The 20,174-nt window shown below is 62.2% G+C and carries 18 protein-coding genes and 1 pseudogene; 13 read left to right on the forward strand and 6 right to left on the reverse strand.

From position 1 onward, the window contains the following. Positions 1-27: 27 nt before the first annotated feature. The 7 genes from smpB to Q1X90_RS01325 all read left to right on the forward strand — a co-directional run bounded on the left by smpB (position 28) and on the right by Q1X90_RS01325 (position 7,679). The gene (smpB, locus tag Q1X90_RS01295) at positions 28-504 is read left to right on the forward strand and encodes an SsrA-binding protein SmpB (RefSeq protein ID WP_300765852.1); all 477 of its coding nucleotides are present in this window, start codon (positions 28-30) and stop codon (positions 502-504) included. 205 nt (positions 505-709) lie between these two features. Next, on the forward strand, positions 710-1,636 hold the full coding sequence (locus Q1X90_RS01300; RefSeq protein ID WP_300765853.1) for an ABC transporter substrate-binding protein: 927 nt from the start codon (positions 710-712) through the stop codon (positions 1,634-1,636). 44 nt (positions 1,637-1,680) lie between these two features. Further along, positions 1,681-2,670 carry an amino acid ABC transporter permease gene (locus Q1X90_RS01305; RefSeq protein ID WP_300765854.1) on the forward strand — a complete coding sequence of 330 codons (990 nt, stop codon included), beginning with the start codon at positions 1,681-1,683 and terminating at the stop codon, positions 2,668-2,670. Positions 2,671-2,683: 13 nt separating this feature from the next. Next, a complete protein-coding gene (locus tag Q1X90_RS01310) occupies positions 2,684-3,490 on the forward strand; it encodes an amino acid ABC transporter ATP-binding protein (RefSeq protein ID WP_300765855.1) in 807 nt (268 codons plus the stop codon). A gap of 118 nt (positions 3,491-3,608) precedes the next feature. Beyond that, complete coding sequence (glmS, locus tag Q1X90_RS01315; RefSeq protein ID WP_300765894.1) at positions 3,609-5,498, forward strand: glutamine--fructose-6-phosphate transaminase (isomerizing); 1,890 nt, start codon at positions 3,609-3,611, stop codon at positions 5,496-5,498. 9 nt (positions 5,499-5,507) lie between these two features. Further along, positions 5,508-6,269 (forward strand): pseudouridine synthase, encoded by a 762-nt coding sequence (locus tag Q1X90_RS01320; RefSeq protein ID WP_300765856.1) that lies wholly within the window; start codon positions 5,508-5,510, stop codon positions 6,267-6,269. 72 nt (positions 6,270-6,341) lie between these two features. Then, entirely contained in the window at positions 6,342-7,679 is a 1,338-nt protein-coding gene (locus Q1X90_RS01325) for a sugar ABC transporter substrate-binding protein (protein WP_300765895.1), read from the forward strand. Between the two features lie 54 nt (positions 7,680-7,733). Here Q1X90_RS01325 and Q1X90_RS01330 read toward each other — a convergent pair whose 3' ends face one another. After that, positions 7,734-8,510, reverse strand: a complete 777-nt coding sequence (locus tag Q1X90_RS01330) for a type III pantothenate kinase (protein ID WP_300765896.1) — start codon at positions 8,508-8,510, stop codon at positions 7,734-7,736. A 308-nt stretch (positions 8,511-8,818) separates the two neighbouring features. Between Q1X90_RS01330 and Q1X90_RS01335 the strand changes: the two genes are divergently transcribed. Next, entirely contained in the window at positions 8,819-10,405 is a 1,587-nt protein-coding gene (locus Q1X90_RS01335; RefSeq protein ID WP_300765897.1) for an ABC transporter substrate-binding protein, read from the forward strand. Between the two features lie 15 nt (positions 10,406-10,420). Here Q1X90_RS01335 and Q1X90_RS01340 read toward each other — a convergent pair whose 3' ends face one another. The 4 genes and pseudogenes from Q1X90_RS01340 to Q1X90_RS01355 form a co-directional block, all read right to left on the reverse strand. Beyond that, positions 10,421-10,615 carry a hypothetical protein gene (locus tag Q1X90_RS01340; RefSeq protein WP_300765857.1) on the reverse strand — a complete coding sequence of 65 codons (195 nt, stop codon included), beginning with the start codon at positions 10,613-10,615 and terminating at the stop codon, positions 10,421-10,423. 72 nt (positions 10,616-10,687) lie between these two features. Continuing rightward, a pseudogene (locus Q1X90_RS01345) lies at positions 10,688-10,927 on the reverse strand (metal-sensitive transcriptional regulator); the annotation flags it as partial. Positions 10,928-11,042: 115 nt separating this feature from the next. Beyond that, positions 11,043-11,276: a rhodanese-like domain-containing protein gene (locus Q1X90_RS01350; RefSeq protein ID WP_300765859.1), complete on the reverse strand. Its 234-nt coding sequence runs from the start codon at positions 11,274-11,276 to the stop codon at positions 11,043-11,045. Position 11,277: 1 nt separating this feature from the next. Further along, complete coding sequence (locus Q1X90_RS01355; protein ID WP_300765860.1) at positions 11,278-12,528, reverse strand: FAD-dependent oxidoreductase; 1,251 nt, start codon at positions 12,526-12,528, stop codon at positions 11,278-11,280. Between the two features lie 308 nt (positions 12,529-12,836). Between Q1X90_RS01355 and Q1X90_RS01360 the strand changes: the two genes are divergently transcribed. The 3 genes from Q1X90_RS01360 to Q1X90_RS01370 are packed head-to-tail and all read left to right on the forward strand — an operon-like array spanning position 12,837 to position 16,293. Continuing rightward, positions 12,837-13,793, forward strand: coding sequence for an ABC transporter permease (locus tag Q1X90_RS01360; protein ID WP_300765861.1), 957 nt, complete (start codon positions 12,837-12,839; stop codon positions 13,791-13,793). Between the two features lie 32 nt (positions 13,794-13,825). Further along, positions 13,826-14,707, forward strand: a complete 882-nt coding sequence (locus Q1X90_RS01365) for an ABC transporter permease (protein ID WP_300765862.1) — start codon at positions 13,826-13,828, stop codon at positions 14,705-14,707. Next, positions 14,707-16,293: an ABC transporter ATP-binding protein gene (locus tag Q1X90_RS01370; protein WP_300765898.1), complete on the forward strand. Its 1,587-nt coding sequence runs from the start codon at positions 14,707-14,709 to the stop codon at positions 16,291-16,293. The genes Q1X90_RS01365 and Q1X90_RS01370 overlap by 1 nt, the downstream gene beginning before the upstream one ends. A 23-nt stretch (positions 16,294-16,316) precedes the next feature. Here the strand turns inward: Q1X90_RS01370 and Q1X90_RS01375 are convergent, their stop codons facing one another. Beyond that, a complete protein-coding gene (locus Q1X90_RS01375) occupies positions 16,317-17,309 on the reverse strand; it encodes a D-2-hydroxyacid dehydrogenase family protein (RefSeq protein WP_300765863.1) in 993 nt (330 codons plus the stop codon). A 529-nt stretch (positions 17,310-17,838) separates the two neighbouring features. On the opposite strand from Q1X90_RS01375, the gene Q1X90_RS01380 reads away from it, so the two are divergent. Continuing rightward, entirely contained in the window at positions 17,839-18,849 is a 1,011-nt protein-coding gene (locus Q1X90_RS01380; RefSeq protein WP_300765864.1) for a pyridoxal-phosphate dependent enzyme, read from the forward strand. A gap of 90 nt (positions 18,850-18,939) precedes the next feature. Continuing rightward, entirely contained in the window at positions 18,940-20,136 is a 1,197-nt protein-coding gene (locus Q1X90_RS01385; protein WP_300765865.1) for a cystathionine gamma-synthase, read from the forward strand. Positions 20,137-20,174: the final 38 nt, after the last annotated feature.

The following is a 20,174-nucleotide window of genomic DNA, read 5'->3' on the forward strand; positions in this document are numbered from 1 at the left end:
ATCGGAATCGAGGAAGAGGAAGCAATCATGGCAAGGGAGCGGGGGACGTCGCAGATAGCCCAGAACCGCAAGGCGAGGCATGATTTCGATATCCTCGAACGCCTCGAGGCTGGGCTGAGCCTGACCGGGACGGAGGTGAAGTCGTTGCGTGAGGGACGGGCCTCGCTCGCCGAGTCCTTCGTCTCCATAGACAGGCGTGGCGAGATGTGGCTTGAGGGGGCGAACATCCCCGAGTATCTCAATGGCACGTGGACCAACCACGCTCCACGCAGAAAGAGGAAGCTCCTTCTCCACTCGGCGCAGATCGTCAAGCTTTCCCGACAGGTCGAGGCCAAGGGTGTCACAATTGTCCCCCTCAGTCTGTACTTCAAGGACGGTCTGGTGAAGGTCGAGATCGCGGTGGCGCGGGGTCGGCGCGAATACGACAAGCGGCAGGCCCTTCGTGAGCGTCAGGACAACCGTGAGGCTCAGAGGGCCATGAGGCAGCGCAACCTCGAAGCGTGAAAGCCGTCTTCTCCATATGAGAACCGCGTCGCCAGACCAGACGGTCGTGGAACGTCCGTCGAGTGAGACCGGGGAGCCGCACCGGGTTACCTGGTCGTAGCATAAGCCTTCTAGTGTCCCCACTGCACGGTCGGCGGAGGGACCAGAAGGTTCCGACCGGGTCCGAAGGACTTCGACCGAGGCGTCAGAGGAGAGAGAGGACAATATGAGGTTCACACGAGCGACCAGAACGGCCGCCGCCATCATCAGCTCGGTGGCGCTGGTGTCTTTGGCGGGTTGCGGGACAAGCGATTCATCGACATCGTCCTCCTCGTCATCGGGGACCACTCAGGGCTATGACGTCAGTTCGGTGAGCAAGGACTCGTCCATCGCCGCGCTGTTGCCGAAGTCGGTGACGGAGGACGGCAAACTCACCGTGGGAACGGACACGTCCTACGCGCCTGCCGAATTCCTCGCCGAGGATGGCAAAACCGCGGTCGGCTTCGATGTCGACCTTACCAAGGCCATAGCGGCGGTGTTCGGCCTCAAGGCAGTGACGGTGTCGTCGACCTTCGATTCCATTCTTCCGTCCGTGGGCAGCAAATACGATCTGGGGATATCCTCCTTCACCGTGACGAAGGAGCGGATGGACGCCGTCGATTTCGTCACATACTTCCAGGCCGGATCCACGTATGTGGTGAAGAAGGACAATCCAAGCAAGGTCGACACCGGCGATCTTTGCGGAGTCAAAGTGGCGGTGCAGACCGGCACGACCCAGGAGGGGGAGGCCAACAAGGCCAGCGCCGCATGCAAGAAGGCTGGGAAGACGGCCATCGACGTTCTGTCGTACAAGATGCAGACCGATGTGACCACCGCCGTCGTGACGGGGAAGGCCGCAGTGTTCTATGCCGATTCGCCCGTGGCGGGCTACGCGATCAAACAGACCGACGACCAGCTTGAATCCCTTGGCGACCAGACGGGTGTGGCGCCGGAGGCCGTGGCGGTGAAGAAGGGCGACGACGCCACGGCGAAGGCCGTCCAGAAGGCCGTCCAGAAGCTTATCGACGACGGAACATACAAGAAGATCCTCAGCACGTGGGGCGTTGAATCGGGCGCGATCGCCACGTCCCAGATCAATCCCACGGTGGACTGACAGGCGGCCCGCGGTTATGGGCCCACGAATCGAAAGGTGAGATCATGTCACAGCGCGACGACGATTCCTCCGACATGCCAGAACGAATCGAGGCTCTTCCGGTCAGACGGCCGGGTCCTCTGGTCGCCGGAGTCATCGTCGCGTTGCTTGCGGCCATGCTCATCAAGGGCATGATCACCAATGACCGCCTTGATTGGCCGACCGTCTGGCGGTATCTGTTCAACGAGAACGTTCTCGCGAGCATCGGTTGGACGCTTATCCTCACCGTGGTCTCGATGGTGATCGCCATCATCCTCGCGGTGACCTTGGCGGTGATGCGCAAATCCATCAACCCGGTGCTGCGCGGCGTGAGCTGGTTCTATATCTGGTTCTTCCGTGGGACCCCCGTCTACACCCAGCTGATCTTCTGGGGGCTTTTCGCGGTTCTAGTGCCGCAGATATCCTTTGGCGTTCCCTTCACCGACATCACCTGGTGGTCCTTCTCGACGGATTCTCTCAGCAATGTCATCGAGCAGGGATTCATGGCGGCGGTCGTGGGTCTCGCGCTTAACGAGGCGGCCTATCTCGCGGAGATCGTCCGCGCCGGATTGGAGGCCGTCGACCCAGGCCAGGCCGAGGCCGCGAAGGCCCTGGGCATGCGGCGTTCGCTGATCATGCGTCGCATCATCCTTCCCCAGGCGATGCGGATCATCGTGCCGCCCACAGGAAACGAGACCATCGGCATGCTCAAGACCACCTCACTGGTCATGGCCGTGCCGTTCAGCCTCGAACTGCAGTTCGCGACCAACGCCATAGCCAACCGCATATACAAGCCGATACCCCTGCTCATCGTCGCCTGCATCTGGTACCTCCTGATCACCACTGTGCTGATGGTCGGCCAGGCGTATCTCGAGCGTCATTTCGGTAAGGGATTCGATCAGCGCCCTATCGGGGTACGGGGCAAGAAGACCCCACTCCCAGGGAAAACCGTTGGGGAGCACAAGGATGACACCGGAAAGACCAATCAGGCCACCTTCGTGGGTCTGAATGCGTAAGTGAGGCGAGACGATGACGACACAGGACATAAGCGGCGTCCCCATGGAGAGGATTCCCGCGGTGAAAGCCACGGGCGTGCACAAGGTTTTCGGCGACCTGCACGTTCTCAAGGGCATCGATGTGACCGTCATGCCCGGAAGCGTGACCGTGATACTGGGACCCTCGGGGTCAGGGAAGTCGACGTTTCTGCGCCTCATCAACCAGTTGGAGACGCTCACGGCGGGGCGCATCGAGGTCGACGGCGAGCTTGTCGGATACAGGACCGTGAGCCGCAATGGCCGTGACATGCTCCAGCGTCTGGATGATGGTCAGATCGCCCGCCAGCGGTCGAAGCTGGGCATGGTGTTCCAGCGGTTCAACCTTTTTCCGCATATGACGGCTTTGGAGAATGTGATGGAGGCTCCCGTCCACGTTCTGCGCATGTCCAAGGCGGACGCTCGGAACCGGGCGATCGAGGAGCTGTCGCGGGTGGGACTTGAGGACCGTATCGACCATTACCCCATGCAGCTTTCCGGCGGTCAGCAGCAACGGGTCGCCATCGCGAGGGCTTTGGCGATGAAGCCCGAGATCATGCTTTTCGATGAGCCGACGTCGGCTTTGGATCCCGAATTGGTGGGAGAGGTCCTTTCCGTGATGCGCTCGCTGGCGTCGCAGGGCATGACGATGATCGTCGTCACGCACGAGATCGGATTCGCTCGGGAAGTGGCCGACCAAGTGGTGTTCATGGACGGTGGTCTGGTCGTCGAAAAGGGAGGTTCCGACATCATCGACCACCCATCCGAGCCGAGGTTCCAGGATTTCCTCCATCATGTGCTCTGATGCATGCGTGGACCGGAGCTTGTACGATGTCCGTCGGTGCGCGGAATCTACGCGGGTCGTGTAAAGGTCGGCGCGTCATGGGGTGGTCTGCAATACGCCTCGCATAGACTGTGTGGCTATGTGCGGAATAGTGGGATACGCCGGATCCGGACCGGCCTGTGGCAAGCCGTTGGACGTGTGCATGCAGGGTCTGCGGCGGTTGGAATATCGGGGTTATGATTCGGCCGGCGTGGCGTTGGCTGCCCCAGGCATGGATCAGATCGTCGTGCGCAAAAAGGCCGGACGGCTGTCCAACCTTGAGGCGGCGATCGCGGCTCATCCCCTTCCCGACGCGACGGTGGGGATCGGACACACCCGATGGGCCACCAATGGCGCACCTGTGGATGTCAACGCGCATCCCCATGTGAGCGAGGATGGCCATATCGCCATCATCCACAATGGAATCATCGAGAACGCGAATTCCCTGAAATTTGATTTGCAGACTGAAGGATACGTGTTCTCCTCCGGTACGGACACCGAGGTGGCTGCGAAGCTTCTGGGCAAGATAGCCAACGAGATCATTGAGGAGACCGGCCGTCCGGATCTTTTCGAGGCCTTGAGGAGGCTGGCGCGCATGCTCACCGGCGCTTTCACGATTCTCGCCGAGGATGTGCGCCAGCCGGATATCGTGGTGGGCGCCAGACACGACTCGCCTTTGGTGGTGGGGCTGGGCGAGGGGGAGAACTTCCTCGGATCCGACGTGGCGGCGTTCGTGGCCTACACGAAAAGCGCTCTGGAGCTGGGACAGGATCAGGCGGTCTGCATCAGCGGGGATTCCGTTATGGTGACCGATTTCGACGGCAACGTGGTCAACGACGGCAACCGCTTCACCGTGGATTGGGACGCGTCGGCGGCGGAGAAGGGCGGATGGCCATCGTTCATGGATAAGGAGATCCATGAGGAGCCCGAGGCCGTCTCCAACACACTTCTCGGTCGCTTCGACTCCAAAGGGGACATCGTTCTTGACGAGGTTCGGATCGAGCCGGAGGTGCTGCGTTCCATCGACCGCATCGTGGTCGTCGCCTGTGGCACGGCAAGCTACGCGGGGCTGGTGGCTCGGTACGCGATCGAACATTGGGTCCGCATCCCAGTGGAGGTGGAGCTGGCGCACGAGTTCCGCTACCGCGATCCCATACTGACGCCGAGAACGCTCGTCGTCGCCATCTCGCAGTCGGGCGAGACCATGGACACTCTGATGGCCATACGTCATGCGCGGGAGCAGGGGTCCCGCGTGCTTGCGATCTGCAACACCCAGGGAGCGACGATCCCTCGTGAGTCGGATGCGGTCCTCTACACCCACGCCGGCCCCGAGATCGCCGTAGCCTCGACCAAGGCCTTTGTGGCGCAGATAGTCGCGGCCTATCTACTGGGGTTGTATTTCGCGCAGATCAAGGGAACGATGTTCCGCGATGAGATCCACCACATCGTGCAGCAGCTGCGCTCCATGCCCAAGAAGATCCAATGGGTTCTGGACACCCAGAGCGGGGCTGTGGAACGTACGGCCGAGCATATGGTCAACGCCAAGTCGTTCCTGTTCCTCGGCCGCCACGTCGGCTATCCCGTTGCCTTGGAGGGCGCGCTGAAGCTCAAGGAGATCGCATACACCTTCACCGAGGGTTTCGCAGCGGGCGAGCTCAAGCACGGGCCGATCGCCCTTGTGGACTCGGGTGAGCCGGTCGTGGTGATAGTTCCCTCGTCGCGGGGCCGTTCCGTGCTCCACAACAAAGTGATCTCCGGAATCGAGGAGGTCAAGGCGCGTGGGGCGTACACGATCGTCGTCGCAGAGGAAGGCGACCCCGATGCCGAGAGATATGCCGACGCCGTCTTCTGGAGGCCTGTGTGCACCACTCTTCTCAGTCCTCTGGTGGACGTCGTTCCGTTGCAGCTTTTCGCCATGGATATGGCCATGCTCAAAGGATTCGACGTGGACAAACCCCGGAATCTCGCCAAATCCGTGACAGTCGAATAGCGCCGTGTGATGGTGGAGCGACGTCACCGCTGGGTGGTCTCGGAGCCGGACATCCCCTTTCCGCTGGATGTCGTCTTCGAGGATGAGCGGATCATCGTCGTCGACAAGCCGCATTTCCTCGCCACAACCCCCCGTGGGATGTGGTATTCGCAGACCGCGCTGATCCGTCTCAGGACGGCGTTCGGGGAGCCCCTTATCACCCCGGCCCATCGTCTTGACCGCGCCACTGCGGGAATCGTCGTGTTCGTCCGAGACCCCGCGAGCAGGGGAGCCTACCAGACGCTTTTTCAGAATCACCGCGTGTCCAAGACGTATGAGTGTCTTGCGCCGGCCGGTCCGGTGGGAAGGGTTGAGCATGGGGAGGCGAACAGGTTGAGCGAAGGCGCGGATTTTCCCCTGCTTCGGCGGTCGCATATCGTCAAAACCCGCGGAGTCATACAGGCTTTCGAGGATGATGGCCATCCCGACTGCGAGACGCGCATCGACATCGACGGCGGACGCTCGCCAGTGGCGGGCATGCGGCGCTACCGTCTCAGCCCACATACCGGGAAAACCCATCAGTTGAGGGTTCATATGTGCTCGTTGGGATTGCCGATCATGAACGATGATCTTTACCCGGTCATCCGTGACTGCCCGTATGATGACTTTAGCAATCCTCTCCAACTGGTCGCGCGGTCGCTGTCCTTCGTGGATCCCTTCAGCGGACAGACGCGGTTGTTCGTGTCGCGCATACCATTGGATGGCGTCTCGGCCGCGAGACAGGGATCGTGAGGATTACGGATGATGTCCTGGAGGAGGATGCCCGTGCGATGGTGCCGTGTCGTCATCTCATGCCTCGCGTGCATGGTGTTGCTTGTGGCGGCGGGGTGTGGCTCCACCGACACACGGACGGTCATCACGGTGTGGTCGTGGGAGCCAAGCATGTCCACCGTCGCCCGAAATTTCGAAAAAAGCAATCCCGACATCCGCGTGGTGGTCAAATCCACGAGCGGCTACGAGAATCTCAACACGGCCATACAGAACGGCTATGGTCTGCCGGATGTGGTCCAACTCGAGTATTATGCGCTTCCGCAGTACGCGGTGAGCGGGCAGTTGCTGGACATCACCTCTCGCGTGTCGGGAATGAAGAGCTTCTACACGCCGGGGACCTGGTCATCGGTCACACTCAACCACGAGGTCTATGGGTTGCCCATGGATTCGGGGCCCATGGCCTTCTTCTACAACAAGTCGGTTTTCGAGCAGGCCGGAATTGACGCATCGGCGATCAAAACCTGGGACGAGTACTACCAGGCGGCGAAGAAGCTGAAATCCATTGGTGTCTACATCGCGGCCGACGCAGGCGACGCGAGCTTCTTCAACGCCATGGTCTGGCTGTCCGGAGGGCAGCCCTTCCACACGTCCGACGATGGAAAGACCGTCACGGTTAACCTCACGTCTGATGCGGGGACGCGGACCTTCGCCAAGTTCTGGCAGAAGATGATCGATGAGGGGCTTGTGGACACCAGCGTCAAAACGTGGTCCGACGATTGGAAGAAGGCACTGGGAGATGGGACCGTGGCCTCCGTTTTCGCGGGGGCATGGATGCCATCCCTGCTGCTGGCCGACGTTCCCGGAACGGCTGGATTGTGGAGGGTCACGACGATGCCCACCAAGGATGGCTCCACGGCCAACTCCGAGAACGGCGGGTCGGCGCTGGCCGTTCTTCGATCCACCCGCAAGCCGGATGCCGCCTATCGTTTTGTGGAGTATATCTGCCATAATCGCCAGGGGATTGCCACCAGAGTCGCCGGTGGGGCGTTCCCTGCGGATACCGCCACTTTGGGCAGCTCCGCTTTCCTCGGCAAGACGACGGTGACGGACTCTCGCGGTCTGGAGATCCCGTATTTCGGGGGGCAGGAGTTCAATCGCGTTCTGTCGCAGGCGGCCGACGATGTGTCCGTCCGTTACCAGTACCTGCCCTTCGAGGTCTATGCGCGTGGGGATTTCCGTTCGACTGTGGGGACGGCGTATCAATGGTCGAAGGCCAAAATCGCTTTCGACGAGGCCAGCTCCGACTCATCCGACGGTTCGTCGTCCACCGCAAGCAATCCGGGGAAGAAGGTGACGTTGATGGATGGCGTCGCCTTGTGGGAGAAGGACCTCGTCGAATATGGAACCAATCAGGGATTCACCATGCGCTGACCTCGCCTGCCCTGATTCTCCACGGGTCGTGCGGTTGCGTCGGGGGTATCGGCCTCAGCCGCGGCTCTTGCGAGTCTTCGCGTAAATCACGGCCATTCCCTTGAAGATCAGCTCGGGGTCGTAGACATCGATCGCGTCCGTATCGTTGGCGAAGATCCTGCCAAGTCCACCCGTGGCAACCACACGGAAGTTCTCTGCGATCTCCTCGTGGAACTGCTGGATCGTGCGCTCCACCCCGCCAAGGAACCCGTAATAAAGACCGGCTTGCATGGCCTCCCGCGTGTTGCGGGTCATAACCGTTTTCGGCCGCGTGATTTCGACCTCGGGCAGCTGGGCGGTGGAGCTCCACAGGGCGTTGGCTCCCGTGCGGATTCCCGTGGTGATCAGGCCGCTGACGATCGTCCCCGAAGCGTCCACATAGTTGAATGTCGTCGCCGTTCCGAAATCCGCGACCAGAACCGGTCCTCCGTATAGGTAGTACGCGCCCGCGCAGTCCGCGAGGCAGTCCGCACCCAGGGATTTGGGATCGTCGATCGCGATGCGGATTCCGGATCTCACGCCAGGACCCACAATCATCGGATCGACATCGAGATAGGTCACGATGGAGGCACGGAACGAGTGCATGACTTTGGGGACCACCGACGACACTATGACATCGTCGATATCGGCCGCGCCCAGATTGTGGCGTGCGAGAAGCTCCGTGAGCAGCAGCCCATACTCGTCCGCCGTCCGCGGGGTACCCGTCGATATCCTATGCGTGGCGACGATGTCAGGTCCGTCAAGGAGTCCCAGAACGATGTTGGTGTTGCCGATGTCTACTGCGAGAAGCATGGTGTCCCCCCCTGTGATGGATGCGGGTCGTCGTCGGAAGCCGTCGGCCTGCGCGGACGGCGCCATTGAGTGACCATCGTAGTCGTCTCGTGCGGCTCCGGGTATAGTCTGTAGTCGTGGCGGGCGACCCGGTGGGCGTCCAGCCGGATTCATATTTCATAATGCCATGCCGATGGGTCTCGAATCGTGCGCTGCCGCGATCCGTCACCGACGCGCATGAGGAAGGACGAACCCCGATGGCCAGAGGAGTCGATGCGCGTACGGATCCCGACGCGACGTCGCGGGAGGACGGTCCCACGAAGGACAGCATGGGTGACGCTGGCTCGGCCGTCGCCGATTCGGAGTTGGATGCCCGCATGGTCGATCGGCGGACGCGCCGTCGCCGCCGCGCCCTCCTGTCGGCGCTTGTGGCCGTCATCGTCGTCGTCGCAGGGTGTGGGGCGGTGGCCGCTGTGGTGGCGATGCGCTCATCGACGGGGGGAGGACGGGCGGACACGGTGTCCATCGGACTCAAGCTGGCTCCCACGAATCTTGATATCCGCACGCAGTCGGGGTCGGCGCTCGACCAGCTTCTGATCGGCAACGTCTATGAGGGGCTGGTCGCCCGGAATTCGGACAACAAGGTGGTTCCATCCCTGGCCAAATCGTGGACGGTGTCATCCGATGGCCTCACCTACGATTTCATACTCAACACAGGTGAGACGTTTTCCAACGGCGACCAGCTCGATGCCACGGACGTCGTGTGGTCGATTCGTCAGCTTGTGGACAAATCGTATGTGGGATCGGATCTGATGGTCGGCTTCACATCGATTAGCGCCATCGGATCCCATCATGTTCGGATCACGCTGTCGAAGCCCTATTCGAATTTCCTTTGGGTTCTGTCGGGTCGGTCGGGTCTGGTGTTGGATTCCCAGGCGTCGAATGACCTACGAACAAGCGCCGTGGGCTCTGGGCCCTATACTGTGTCGTCTTTCCATCAATCCAGTTCGGTGACGTTGAAGGCGAACCGATCGTATTGGGGTGGCACGTCGCCCCGAACTTCCACCATAATCGTCCGCTACTTCTCTGATGACAACGCCGCATTGAACGCGCTGAAATCCGGGGACGTCCAGGTTCTTGCGCCGATAAGCCAGAATCTGGTCTCCTCGGTGGAATCCGATTCCCGGTACACGGTGTCGGTGGGGAATGGGACGGATAAGTTCGTGCTGGCGTTCAACTCCTCATCAGGACCGACGTCCGACATCAGGGTCCGTCGGGCCATCCGACACGCGATCGACCACAAGGAGCTCATCGTCTCCCGTGGAGGAGTGGACTCGGAGCTGGGAGGTCCCATACCCAGCCTTGATCCGGGATATGAGGACCTCACCGGGATGTACACGTTGGATCGGGCGTTGTCGAAGAAGCTTCTCAAACAGGCCGGATACGACGAGGACCATCCCCTGACGCTCACGTTGGAGTATGCCAACACGTATGGGACCCAGCTCGGGGAGCAGCTCAAATCCCAGCTCGCCACGGTGGGGATACGGTTGACCGTCCACGTTGTGGAGTTCGCCACATGGCTACGCGATGTCTACACGAACCATGACTACGAGCTCTCCTTGGTGGACCACAACGAGAGCCACGACTTCTACCAATGGGCCAATCCCGATTACTACTACGGATACGACAACGCTAAGGTCCAGGCGCTGTATAACGCGGCTATGCGGGCGAAATCGGACGCCGCCCGGGACAAGGCTTTGTCTCAGGCGGCGAGGATCGTCTCGCGGGATGCCGCGGCGGACTGGCTGTTCAATTATCGGATCACAACAGTATGGGCCTCCGGAGTGTCCGGTTTCCCGGTCAACCTCAATCAGACCCTGATGCCTTTGTCCGATGTTGTCTGGACGAAGTCATAACCCTGGGTCCGACCATCACCGGCCGAACAGTTTGCCGAAAAGTCCCGGGCTTGCGGTGGATGACGACTGGCCCGACCCGTGCCTTGCCGAGGCCCCATGCCCGGGGCGCCACTGATCCTGCGGGATTCCCCGCATGACCTGATCGATATGCATGCCGCATCCGGCCCAGGTCTTCTTTCCGCAGATGGGGCAGGTGACTTCGTAGCACATGATGTGTCTCCTTTTGTATGTGGTTGTTGATTGTGGTTGGTTGTTGGCCAATGTTCCGTACGGAACGGTTGTCTACGACAGCGTGAGAAAAAGCTTCTCAAGCTCGTCGATTGTGGGCTGCGAGTCGCCGGTGGATCCGTCGCCGACGCATTCGCGCATGGATGTGGCGATGATGAGGAATCCGACGCGGTCAAGAGCCTTGCTGACGGCGCTGAGCTGGGTGATGGTGTCGGCGCATGGCCGGCCGTCCTCCACGCTCGAGATGACGCCGTTGAGTTGTCCCGCGGCCCGTCTGAGCCTGTTGAGAACCGCGCGTCGCCTGTCGTCGCCCCGCGCGTCCGCTGATGGCGGTGTGTGTTCCGGCGAGGTGCCCGGCGTCGATTTCGTGGTGGGGTCGATGGTTGTTTTTCCGCCATTGTCGGTCATGTCACAGATGCCTTTCCAATGTGGTCATTCCTCCGGAGAGGACGCTTGACGTGATGTCGTTCTGGGCGAGGATCCGCTGCGCGAGATAAGCCCGTTTCCCCGACGCGCAGACCACGAGCACAGGTCGACCGTCGGCGTCCCGGCGGATGGCCTCGATGTTCTCGCGTATCCGTGTGTGCGGGATGTTGACGGCCTGCGGCAGATGCCATTGGTCGAACTCGGCGGGCGTGCGCACATCAAGCACCATCATCGAGCCGATGGTCTCCGGCAGGTCGGTCGCCCGCGATCTGCGCCCCCAGAATGCGTCCGTCGACGCCGATGTGCAGACGCATGTCGAGCGCGCATGCCCCCGGGAAGTATCCCGCATGCTGTGATGGCTGCAGGTGGATGGTCTGGAAGGGGATACCGGCCCGTTTCAGCGCCGTGGAGTTGGCTCCCGTGGCTCCGATCACGCTGTGGCCAATGCGGATGATCGCGGTCCCGAGCGTGGGAGGAAGTGGACGGGCATGGTCGGGGTCGAGGATCGCGTCGGCGACAAGGCGTCCCTCCCTGTTCGAGGGACCCGCCAGAGCCGCTGGATGGCGCTCGCCGGTGACCCGGTCCACGCGCATGGTCACGTCCCCGGCGGCCCAGATTCCCGGAATGCTGGTCGCGCCGTGCTCGTCCACGGTGATCCATCCACGCTCGTTGCGGATGCCGGTCGTTGTGAAGGGCTCCGAGTTGGGCCTTACGCCTGTGGCGACCAGAACAAGGTCGACATCCAGAACCGCGCCGTCCGAGAAAACGACGCGCAATGGCGCTGTCGGATGGTCGCCGGCCGCTGCGGGATTCTCGATGGCCTTCACGGTCGTTCCCATGCGCATGTCCGCGCCGAGTGCGAGCAGGGATTGGGTGGCGTATGAGGCGATGTCGGCGTCGACGAAGCCCAAGGGGTGGTCCCCCCCATCGATGACGCTGACGGAGGCTCCGGCGTCAAGGAGATTCTCCGCCGCCTCCACTCCGATGAATCCGGCTCCTACCACAGCAACTCGGGCGCGATGGCCGTCGGGAAATTCGTCCAGCATGGTCTTGATGGACACGGCGTCCTCGATGGTGCGCAGCGTGCTTACGCCGTCGTGGTCCAGCCCCGGGATCTGGGGTGTGGCCGAACGCGTTCCCGTGGCGATGACAACCGCGTCGTAGGGAACGTCGGACTCGGTTCCAGCCGTTCGCACGCGCACGGTTGCGAAATCGGGGTCGATGCCGATCGCCTCATGACCGAGGCGGACGTCGATGTTCAGGGAGGCGCGCAATGAGTCCGGTGTCTCGACCTCCAGCGCCGCGCGTGTGGGGATGGTTCCGGACAGATGGTATGGCAGTCCGCAGCTGGCGCTTGACACATGGGCGGTTTTCTCCACCACGGTGATGTCGGCGTTCTCGTCCAGGCGTCGGGCGCGGGCCGCGCAGCTCATTCCGGCGGCCGTTCCGCCGATGATGACCAAGTGCATGGGCTGTCCTTTCGTTCACGGCTGTCGTGCGCGGTCGTATGTCCGCATGTCGACAAAAATACCCCTGGGGGTATATTGCGACACGCCGGATGACGCCCGGATGACCGCTGCGATCAATGTCCGCGGCGGTGTGGCACCGTGCAACTCGGTGCCGTTATGGACGAATTCGACGCGTGTTGCTGGGAGCGCGGTACAGTTGGTGGCGTCATCGTGGGCGTGTGGATCGCCGAGCCGGGATTCCGCGCCACTCACTATGGAATGGCCGCCACCGGATGTCGCTTCCGGGGCGGACCGGAGGTGGTGATTCTATGCGTTATGCCGTGCGTCGAACGGTTGCGCTTATCGTGGCCCTGACCGTGTCGTCTATTGCCGTGTTCGCCGCGTTGCGAATCCTTCCAGGGGATTTGGCGACGGTGATGGCGGGGACCGACGCGAGCGCCGAGCGGGTGGCGCAGCTGAGGGTCCAGTTGGGGCTGAACCACACGCTGCCCGATCAATACGTGTTGTGGCTTGGTGGACTGTTGCATGGAGATCTGGGAACGTCCATGCTCACCGGCGCGACCGTGACCCATCAGATTGGATCGCGTGCGTCGGTGACCCTTCCGCTGGTTCTGCTGTCGATGGCCGTGTCGCTGCTTATCGGTGTTCCCGCGGGATGTCAGGCGGCTCTGGCGCGCGGTAAGCGCTCGCGATCCATCATCCACGCGATATCCCTGCTCGGCGGAGCCGTTCCGGCGATATGGGCGGGAATGCTGCTGATCCTTCTGTTCGGGTCCGGGGTTGGCGTGGTGCCGGTTCTGCCGTCACAGGGTTTTCCTGTCGACGGCTGGTCCGCCCCACTCGACGCTCTGCGATCATTGGCGCTTCCCGCGCTGACGGTCGGAATCATCGAAGGGGCCCAAGTCATGCGGTATGTCCGATCGGGATTGTCGGGAGTTATGGACGACGATGCCGTGATGATGGCGATGGCCGGCGGGATGACCAGACGTGAGGCGGCCATGACCATAGGGATGCGGCTGGCCATGCCGCAGCTGGTGTCCGTTGCCGCGCTGGAGCTGGGAAGCATGATCACCGGGGTGATGGTTGTCGAAAGCCTTTTCGCGCTGCCTGGTCTGGGGGCCGGACTGGTGTCCGACGTGGGCAATCGCGATCTGGTCGTCGTCCAGAGCGAGTTGTTCCTTCTCTCCGCTGTTTTCCTTGTTCTTGGCTTCCTGGTCGACATGGCCCACCGGGCCCTCGATCCCCGTGTGGCGGTGAGGTCATGAGGCGGCGCGAAACCATGGGACGGCGTGGAACCATGGGACGGCGCGATGGCAAGGCGGGTCGCGTCGCGCGTCATGTTCTTTCGACCCCATCGGGGATCTTCGCCAGCGTGATGCTCGCCGTGTGGATCGTCGTGGCGGTGGTCTCCCTGTTCTGGACCCCAGTGCCGGTGGGGGATTCCGACGGCTATCACGTCTGGCTGGCTCCCTCGCCAAGCCATTGGCTGGGAACCGACGGGTCGGGGTTCGATGTGTTCAGCTGGCTTATGGCCGGGTCGGCCGTGGAGCTGAGAATCGTCGTGATGGTTGTGGTGCTCGCCGCGATCGAGGGGGGAATCCTCTCCCTGGCGATGACCATGTCATCACCCTACGTGTCCGATGTCGTGGTGGTGGCCGTGGACGCGATGATATCCATACCGGTGGTGCTTCTAGCGCTGTTGTTCTCTGTGCCGTGGAGCGGATCGATCGGTGTGGTCGTCGCCGCGTGCGGAATCGGATATGGATTGAACTTTGCGCGCGTCGTGCGACCTGTGGCGTTGTCGGTGTCCCGGTCGGCCTTCGTCGAGTCGTCCCGCGTCTCCGGAGGGTCGCGATGGCGCGCGTGGCGTTCGCATGTTCTTCCCCACTGCCTCCCCACGGCCATCGTGCAGTTGTCCATGGCGGCGGGAACCGCGATTTTGGCTGAGTCCGGCCTGACGTATTTGGGGGTGGGCGTTCCATCCGGAACCCCCAGTTGGGGACGCTCCCTGTCCGTGTCCTCCCAGCTGATCGCCATACATCCGTTGACCGCGCTCTGGTCGGGGCTGATTGTCACTCTTATGGTGGCGGCCTGCGGATTGTGGGGCGATGCCCTACGTGACGCCATCGACCCGATGGTCAACGTGTCTCTTCGGCTCGATGATGGGGATGGTGAGTGATGGGTGTGAGTATCGAAGGTCTGACGGTGTCGATCGGCGGCAAGGATGTCGTGCGTGGAGTCGATGTGTCCGTCGGACAGGGTGAACGAGTCGGTCTGGTCGGGGCATCCGGTTCGGGGAAAACGATGATATCGAAGGCCATTATGGGGCTTCTCCCCATTCAGGCAGACGTCTCCGGAAGCATCCGCCTTGGAGGGCGTCAGATCGTGGGATGCGCGGACGGCGACATGGCGGATATCAGGGGTCGTGACATCGCCTTGGTGCCTCAGAATCCCATGACTGCGCTCAACCCGGTTGAGCGGGTCGGATGGCAGGTGGGACGCGCCCTGCGGATACACACCGATCTGGATCGAGGCCGCCGCCGGGCATGCGTGCTGCGCGCCTTGGAGTCGGTGGGATTGGACCCGGAGGTCGCGGGCAGATATCCCCATGAGCTGTCCGGCGGACAATGCCAGCGTGTGTGCATGGCTGCGGCGATTGTCACGTCGCCGCGTCTGATTATCGCGGATGAGCCGACGACGGCGCTGGATTCGCTGGCCCAGCGTGAGGTCATCGAGCTTCTTATCCGCCTTGTGGAGAGGACGGGATCGTCTCTGCTGTTCATCACCCACGATTACGCGGTTCTGTCACGGGTGGTGACGCGGACATATGTGGTGGATGGGGGGTGCGTCGTCGAATCCGCTCCCATTGCGGATCTGATCGCGGCCCCGAAAAGCCCCGCTGGAGTCAGACTGGCGAGTGCGGCGCGATTCCTGACATTGGGTCGCGTGTCGGGTGAGGTGGTCTCGCGCTCGCAGAAGCCGGCTATGCGAAGTTCCGTGGAACCGGTTCTGAGCGCGCGGGGTCTGACGGTTTTCCGTGGTGCCGGGCACGCCAGAGTGAGGATTCTCGAGGATGTCGATCTGGACGTCGCATCGGGAAGGGCCCTGGCTGTCATCGGCGGTTCGGGATCGGGGAAGACCACTCTGGTCCGCGCATTGCTGGGGTTGGAGAACGACAGAGGCGGATCCGTGTCATACCGCGGTTTGGCCGTCGCGGAACCGACGTCGCCGGGGTGTCGGGCCTTAAGACGTGAGGCTTCGATGGTGTCCCAGAGCCCCTTCGCATCGCTCGACCCATGGTGGTCGGTGGAGCGAAGCGTGGCGGAGCCATTGCGGATCGCCGGATGGAAGGATCGCGCGAAGATCCGCGCCCGTGTCGAGTGGGCCTTGACCGTGGTGGGTCTGGAACCGAGCCTGTTCATGCGACGGTATCCCGTCGATCTCTCCGGCGGGCAGGCCCAGCGTGTGGCACTTGCCCGGGCCATGTCCACACGGCCGCATGTGATCGTGGCCGACGAGCCGATGAGCGCCCTTGACGTCGTGTCCAGAACGCAGGTGATCGACGCCTTCGCTGCGATGCGGGAGGCGAGTCCCGACATGGCCCTTGTCATCGTCTCGCATGATCTGGGAGTGGTGCACAGGATTGCCGATGACGTGGTCGCGCTTCATGACGGGCGTGTCGTCGAGCGAAATCGGGTGGGTGACCTCATAGCCAAGCCACGGTCGCAGTATGTCCGTTCCCTGGTCGACGCAGCCACCATGTGACCGATATCCGACAACGGAACCGGTCAGACCACCCTGTTGACGGATGAGCCCGTGAAGAATCCTGCGATCGCGCGCACGACCTGATCGCTGAGAGCTCGATATGCCTCGTCGTCGCGCCACGCCACATGCGGAGTGAGGATGGTTCCGGGTGCGGATCGGAGCGGGTCGTCCTGAGGCAGAGGCTCCTTGTCGAACACGTCGAGTCCGGCCAGAAGATCGCCCCGCAGCAGCCGGTCGGCTAGAGCCCCGGGCCGGATTACCTCGGCGCGGGCGGTGTTGACGATGATCGTCCCCGGACGGAGACGGTTCAGATGCTCGGATGTGATGATTCCCCTTGTTGATGTGGTGAGGGGAAGATGGATGCTCACCACATCGCTGTGGTGAAGAAGATCCCCAAGATCATCGACCGGCGTGACGTGGTGGGACGCGACGGCGTCGGCGTGCAGATGCGAGTTCCATACCAACGTCGGCATTCCGAATCCGGAGGCCATGTCCGACACGGCCTGCGCTATGCCTCCGAATCCCACCAGTCCCAAGGTCTTCCCGTGCAGTCCGATGCCGTCGACGCCCGACCATCCTCCGGATCTGACGATGGAGTCGAGTCTTCCGACCTGACGAGACAGCTCCATGATCAGAGCGAAGGCGTGCTCGGCCACCGCATGATCTCCATAGCGCACCACATTCGTCACCGCGATGCCCTGCTCCCTCGCCCGTGCGAGGTCGATGTAGCTCGCCACTCCGGTCCCCCCGAAGGAGAAGCAGCGCACATGGTCCGCCAGACGGGTGAACATCGATTCGGACACATGGAATCCGATGACCATCACGGCGTCGGCGTCCGCGCAGCGGTCCACTATGACGTTCTCGTCGAGCGTCGCATCGTCATGGATGCTGACGCGGGCGATGTCGTGCAGCACCGGAAGTGCGGCTTTGAAAGGCTCTGTCATGGAAGGGATGATGCTCGGCATAACGACCAGGGGGAGGTCGGTTCTATCCGATTGCGTGACGATGAGGCTCATGAGGCACACCATAGAACAAGCGTCGAACCCTTGGACGCATTCCCTCCGCAGAATCTCTGTGTCGGGTTTCGACACGCCGATGTCCGACGTGGTGTTACTCTGAAAAGCATGTTCCATCTTTCATGTTGTTGTCGTTGACCGACGCCTTCGGGCGAACGGCAGGCAACGCATAATTGGAGATGGATTTCAGCTGGTTCTCAGCGCTGGTCAATTGACTATCACGTCCACGCGCATCACAGACGGATCGCAGGCGCATCACAAGATTCGATTGGACGCATGGCGGAATCGTCGGAAGAGATGCCCACAGGGCATGATGAGCGCAAGACGCGATGAGCATGATGTCGGCGGCGATCTGCCGGAGATCGTAGGTGGTCATCGGTTCGGCGGCGGAATTCCACGGGATGTGATCACATCTTCCCTCCTCATTTCATGATTGCCTCCGTGGCCCGGACGCATGGTTGTCGCACTTCTCGCACCGACCTCATCCCAACCGCCACCGTCCATCGCAATCATCAGAAATCGAGCGATTATGAGCATCCATCAATCAATGACCGAACTAATAGGGAACACCCCTCTCGTGGCCCTTCACCACGTCACGGACGATGTTCGAGCGACCATCGCCGTGAAGGTCGAATACCTCAATCCCGGAGGATCCTCCAAGGACCGCATAGCCGAACGCATCATATCCGCCGCGGAGGAGTCGGGGCAGCTCACGCCCGGAGGGGTGATCGTCGAGCCGACCAGCGGCAACACGGGCGTGGGGCTGGCGTTGGTGGCGCAGCAGCGGGGATATCGCACGGTGTTCGTCCTTCCGGACAAGGTATCGGAGTCCAAAAGGGCGGTCCTGCGCGCGTATGGCGCCGAGGTGGTGGTCACTCCCACCGACGTCGAACCCGACGACCCCCGTTCCTACTACAGCGTCTCGGACCGTCTGGCCGCGTCCATCCCGGGCGCCTTCAAACCCAACCAATACGCGAATCCCAACGGCCCATTGAGCCACTACCAGACCACCGGTCCGGAGATCTGGCGGGACACCGAAGGGAAGATCACGCATCTCGTGGCAGGCATTGGAACCGGAGGGACCATATCCGGCACGGGTCGGTTTCTCAAGGAGGCATCCGATGGACGGGTCGTCGTGGTGGGCGCCGATCCCGAGGGGTCCATCTACTCCGATCCTAGCGACGTGCATCAGTACGACATCGAGGGCGTGGGCGAGGACTTCTACCCCCAGGCGTTCGACAGAACCATCACCGACGACATCGTCCGGGTTTCGGACGCAGATGCCTTCGAGATGACACGCAGGCTCGCGTCTGAGGAGGGGCTGCTCGTCGGCGGCTCGTCCGGTATGGCGGTATCCGCCGCGATCGCGTATGCGCGGCGGCACGATCTTGACGAGAACGAGCTTGTGGTGGTGGTTCTTCCGGACTCGGGACGCGGATACCTTGAGAAGATCTTCGACGACGAATGGATGAGGTCGCATGGGTACGGATCCGTGGTCGACCGGACCACGCGGCCGTCGATCGCCGCGGCGCATCTGTGACGCATCCCACCACCCGATCCACACACATCAATCATCATCGTGCCGCGCTCCATCGGGGAGCATCGCGGCCATACCGAAAGGACCATCATCATGACAACCGACAAAACCTCCAAGACATCAGTCCCCGATCTCTCCGCGGCGGGCCTTGCGACACGGGCCATCCATGCGGGTCAGGAGCCTGACGCGGCCACCGGAGCCGTCGTCCCGCCCATCTACATGACATCGACGTTCAAACAGGACGGAGTCGGAGGCCTGCGGGGCGGATACGACTACAGCCGGTCGGTGAACCCCACCCGCGACGTCTTCGACACCCAGCTCGCCTCCATCGAGGGCGCCCGCCACGCGATCGCGTTCTCATCGGGACTGGCGGCCATAGACGTGCTTCTGCGCTCAACCCTGAAACCCGGCGACCGGATCCTTCTTGGCAACGACGTCTACGGCGGCACGTACAGGCTTCTCTCGCAGGTGTTCGTCCCCTGGGGCGTCGGTCTTGGCGTCGTCGACATGACGGATCTCGAGGCCATCTCCCACGCGCTGGAATCCACCGCGTATTCGTATGTGTGGGTGGAGACTCCCAGCAATCCGCTGTTGGGGATCACCGACATCGCGGCCACGTCGGAGGTCGCCCATAACCATGGCGCCAAAGTCGTGGTCGACAACACCTTCGCGTCCCCGGTGCTTCAGCATCCTCTGGATGAGGGGGCTGACGTCGTCGTGTATTCGACGACCAAATACATAGGTGGCCATTCCGATGTCGTCGGCGGGGCCGTCGTGCTCAACGACGACGCGACCAAGGATCGTGTGGCGTTCCTGCAGAACGCGGCCGGGGCGGTTCCGTCACCCTTCGACTCGTGGCTCGACATCCGTGGTCTGAAGACACTCGAACTGCGTGTGCGCCGGCACAGCGAGAACGCTCTGGCCGTCGCGCAATGGCTGGAATCGCGTCCCGAGGTGGAGCGCGTGTGGTATCCGGGGTTGGAATCGCATCCGGGCCACGCCATCGCCGCGCGGCAAATGCATGGCGGATTCGGGGGCATGGTGTCCATTCAGCTGGCGGGCGGCGGGGATGCCGCCAGGGACTTCGCGGGAGCCACGAGGATCTTCACGCTCGCCGAATCACTGGGAGGGGTGGAGTCGCTGATCGAGCTTCCCGCCGCGATGACCCACGCATCCGTGTCGGGGACCACGCTGGAGGTGCCGGCTAATCTCGTGCGTCTGTCCGTTGGAGTCGAGACGGTCGACGATCTGATCGCCGATCTTGGCGACGCCTTCGCCCACATCGACTGACGGCGGGACATTGAACGCACGGTCGTCTAATCTCGCCA

It is taken from the genome of uncultured Bifidobacterium sp. (assembly GCF_949292005.1).
Classification (GTDB): domain Bacteria; phylum Actinomycetota; class Actinomycetes; order Actinomycetales; family Bifidobacteriaceae; genus Bifidobacterium.